Annotated in this window: 2 protein-coding genes; both read right to left on the bottom strand. The window is 31.8% G+C overall.

Features of this window, described 5'->3' with window-relative positions:
- Window positions 1–572 precede the first annotated feature (572 nt).
- Window positions 573–1859, bottom strand: coding sequence for a SpoIVB peptidase (spoIVB, locus tag RMR19_RS12330; protein WP_310603790.1), 1287 nt, complete (start codon window positions 1857–1859; stop codon window positions 573–575).
- An 87-nt stretch (window positions 1860–1946) separates the two neighbouring features.
- On the bottom strand, window positions 1947–3507 hold a 1561-nt coding region (recN, locus tag RMR19_RS12325), incomplete at its 5' end, for a DNA repair protein RecN (protein WP_310603789.1).

Raw genomic sequence — 3507 nt, 5'->3', positions numbered from 1 at the left:
CTTTCAAAATATCATCAAGAAGATTTACAATTCTTTCGTTGTCATCAACAATAGCTACCGTAATCTTACCCATAAAAAAGTCCTCCCAATTCTAACTGATTCTTTTCTCAAGATTGCTGCCACTTATTCAGCAACCTTACTCACATTATAAAAATACTGTCACCACGATTATACCTTAATTTGCCTAATAATGTCAACAAAAATTTCCCACTGTTTGTAATTTTTTGTTGCATTATCAATATTTTAGTATTATAAATTATTATTATAGTGCTTTCCTAGTATTTTTACAACTATTGTTAGAAATCAATTATATTCATTATTTTTAACCACAGGAAAATTATATCCATATTTTTACAATATTTCAAACATTTCTTATCGACAATAACCGACCATATTGTTTATCATTGTAGTGATATAGGTTAAGTTTTCCTACAAAAGCCAAAGATGCAAACACAATGTATTTGCATCTTCGTTAATTGAGACTTAACAATTTTGTAAAAAAGTAAGATTATCGTCGATTAATGATTTTCTTTTTTACCTTTTATTGGATATCTCTTTTACTTTTCTTATGGCTATTTAGAATTGATTATCATATTTTCTATAAAGGTGCCGTAGCCTTTTGTTGAATCTTGAATAAATACATGTGTGACTGCTCCTATTAATTTTCCATCTTGAATAATTGGACTTCCACTCATCCCTTGTATAATTCCATTCGTCACATCTAACAATCTTTTATCTGTAATACGAATAACCATACCTTTATTCTCAGCAGAAGGATTCAAATTGATCTTTTCTATCTCTATCTCATATTCCTTTATTTCTTTTTCAACCATACACCGAATGTATGCTTTTCCCAATTTCACATCTTGCTTTAATCCAATTTCCATTACATTATCTTCTTTTATTTTATTACTGTTATTATCTAATTCCCCGTAGATACCTTGCGTTGTATTCGAGTCAATTGTTCCTAACTTATTCTTAGCACTTTGATTAATAACACCAAGTATCTCCCCTGGTTCTCCTGCCTTTCCTTTGACAATATCAATAATCTGCGTTGTATAAATCGCACCTTGCTTAATCTCTAATATAGTACCTGTATCCATATCTGTAATCGGATGTCCAAGTGCACCGAACTTATTATCTGTCGTTGTATATGTCAATGTTCCAATACCCTGTGTATCTTCACGAATCCAAACACCCATCTTAAAATCTCCATCTACACTTTTAACAGGTGTTACTTTCAGTTTTATAATCTCACTATTTCTTCGAACAGAAACTTCCATACTATCTCCATTTGATTTGTCAACACACTCCATTACATCATCAATAGTTGATATCGGTGTATCGTTTATTGCAACGACGTAATCACCACTTTTTAATATATTCAAGGCAGGCTCATAATTCATTCCATCGCTACACGTAACATTACCAGTTCCCAAAACAAGAACTCCATCTGTATTAACATAGATTCCAATTGGCATACCAGACGGGATCACCTCAACACTCTCTATAACATCAAGGTTTATTTTTTTTAATGTAAATTTCCCAAATAGCTTCAAATCTACAGTATACGCACCCGGACAAGAAGATTGAATCGAGAACGGCTTATTCAAGTTAATATGAATCTTATTCTCCAGATTCTGTTTATTATCAATATGAAAAACGCCAACTTGCTCTGTTTCAAAATCACCTTCAACAGGAAGAGCAAAATCGAATATTTCTTCTGTGCCCACAAGAACACGTATATTACTCGGTATATTTGATGCCATTTTCCTTATTCCCATGTCTAAAACAACCATCAAATCAAAAAAAACTAGTATTATTAATATACCTCTGTAAATCTGTTTTCTACTAGACATGAAATCACACCTCTCACTCCTGTTGTCTTTTCATCAACCTTTGTCTCTTTTTATGTGATTAGTATATGTGATTTCTCAATAATAACCCTAGTATTTTTTTGTGTTACTTGCCAATTCTTTCATTTCTTTTGCATTCTCAATTACTGTATCCGTTAATTCCGCTCCACTCAACATTCTTGCAAGCTCTTGAATTGACTCTTCCTCGCATAACTGTCGAATCTCTGTCATCGTACTACTTTCATTCGCTCTTTTCTCAATAATATAGTGTTCATCTGCCATAGCAGCAATTTGAGGCAAGTGTGTAATACAAAGAATTTGATGATTTTTTGCAATTAACGCAAGTTTTTCTGAAACTTTTTGAGCGGTTCTTCCACTTACTCCAACATCAATTTCATCGAAAATCAGTGTCTCAATGGAATCATTATTTGCTAAAATTGATTTAATTGCTAACATGATTCTTGATAACTCACCACCTGAAGCAATTTTACCAAGTGGTTTCATGTCTTCTCCTGGGTTTGTAGAAATCAAAAATTCAGCGTCATCAATTCCATTATAAGAAAAATCAGATAATGCAGAAAAACGCATATCAAATTGTACATCAAGGAAATTCAAATCAATTAATGCTTCTTTTATATCTAATGATAATTTACTTGCATTTCGTTTTCTTATCTCTGATAAGCGATACGATAAATCTTCTAAATTAGTACGTCCAATTTCAACTTTCTTTTTTAGTTGATTGATATAATTATCATAATCCAAATATTTTTCTAATCGCACTTTACCATCTTCACAATACTTTAGTATATCAGAAATAGTATTCCCATATTTTGATTTTAAATTATGAATAAAATCTAATCTTTCTTCTGTTGTACTCAATTCTTCGCGATCTACGTTCATTTCTTCAAGATAGTCCGCTATATTTCTGTTAAATTCTCGAACCATATCTTCAAGATCTGACACATAGCTTGTAAATTGAACCATCTCTTTATCATAGCTTTCTAGTTTGGATAATATCTTCGATGCCTGTCCAACCGAAGAAGAAACAGAACCCATATCATCATTCCCAGTGAGTTGATATACATTCGATAAACCTTCTACAATCGCATTTGCATTCGATAATTTCTTATATCGCTTTGTTAGTTCTTCCTCTTCTCCTTCTTTTAACCTTGCTGTTTCTATCTCATTAATCTCATATTCCAAAAAAGAGATTTCTCTTATTCTCTTATCTTCATCAACAACAGCCTCATTCAGCTCATTTAATACATTACGATAAATATGATACGACTGTCCAACCTTTTCCTTTAAATCTTTAATTTCATCTTTCGCATATCGATCAAGAATATTCAGATGTGTTCTTTTATGTATCAATGATTGATGCTCATGCTGTCCATGAATGTCAATTAATAATGCTGATATGTCTTTTAACAGTGATGTTGGGACAATTTCTCCATTCACTTTACTTATACTTCTACCGTTCATAATTTTACGAGATATAATGACTTGATTATCTTGCAATGGTACATTCAGTTCAATTAATGATGCAATACAATTTGCATCTTCCACTTGAAAAACTAACTCTACCAATGCATAATCAGCGCCTGTTCTTATAATATCCTTTGGTACTTTGCCACCTAATGCAATATTAATA

Origin of the sequence: Anaerosporobacter sp. (assembly GCF_031551385.1) — a bacterium.
Lineage (GTDB): Bacteria > Bacillota > Clostridia > Lachnospirales > Lachnospiraceae > Anaerosporobacter.
This window is presented reverse-complemented; position numbering and strand designations above follow the sequence as displayed.